Source organism: Natrarchaeobius halalkaliphilus, from assembly GCF_003841485.1.
Classification (GTDB): Archaea; Halobacteriota; Halobacteria; order Halobacteriales; family Natrialbaceae; genus Natrarchaeobius; species Natrarchaeobius halalkaliphilus.
In genome coordinates, this window is record NZ_REFY01000012.1 from 1 (window position 1) to 989 (window position 989).

The window sequence follows — 989 nt, forward strand, 5'->3', positions numbered from 1 at the left end:
GTCTGTTCTTCGGCCGCGGCAGCGACGGTTTCGGTCTCCGCGTTCGTCTCCTCGCTGATCTCGGTTGCCTCATCGACCATCGTCACCACTCGGCCGCTCGCGCGGGCCTGCTCGTCGGTCGCGTCGTTGACTGACTGGATGCTCTCGTTGGTCGTTTCGACCTGATCGGTGATCGTTTCGATCGCGTCGATTCCCTCGTCGACGACCTCGCCCCCGTCGTCGACCTGCTCGCGCATCCGTTCGATCTCGTCGACCGTTTCGTCGACCGACGACTGGACGCTCGTAACCAGGTCGTCGACTTCCTGGGTCGCCTCGCCGGTCTCCTCCGCGAGGGACTTGACTTCGCTCGCCACGACGGCGAAGCCGTCACCCTCCTCGCCGGCCGCCGCCGCCTCGATCGAGGCGTTGAGCGCGAGCAGGTTCGTCTGATCGGCTATCTCGTCGATCATGTCGACGATCTCGCTGATCTCGCCCATCTCATCGTCCAACTGTTCGATCTGCGTCGTGATCGACTCCGCTCGCTCCTCGAGGCGGTCCATCTCCGAGCGGATCTCGCTCGAGGCGTCGCCCGCGACCTCGGCCTGATCGGCCGCCTGACTCGAGACGGTGGCGACGTTGTCGGCCGTCGAAGCGATCTCCTCGACGGTCGCAGAGAGGTCGTTCATCTCGCCGTAGACCTCCTGGAAGCGGTCGCTTTGCTCTGCCGTTGCGGTTGCGATCTCTTCTGCCGACCGGCTGACCTCGGCGCTCGCCTTTTCGATCTCCTCGACGCGAGTCGTGACGTCGCCGCTGACGTGATCGACGTCGCCGGCGAGGCTCTGAATGTCGACGATCGTCCGTTCGAGTTCCTCGAGCATCTCGTTGAACGCGGCCGCGATCTCCGCGAGGGCCTCGTTGTCGACGTCGTCGTCGAGTCGCTGGGTGAGGTCCCCGTCGGCGGCGATTCCCATCACGCGTCCGAACTCCGTGGCTTTCTGCTCGAGACGTTC

At 65.0% G+C, this 989-nt stretch carries 1 protein-coding gene; it reads right to left on the reverse strand.

Going from position 1 to position 989, the window contains the following annotated elements; all coding sequences use genetic code 11:
- Positions 1-989: methyl-accepting chemotaxis protein (locus EA462_RS17125; RefSeq protein WP_133306669.1), on the reverse strand; the 989-nt coding region annotated here is incomplete at both ends.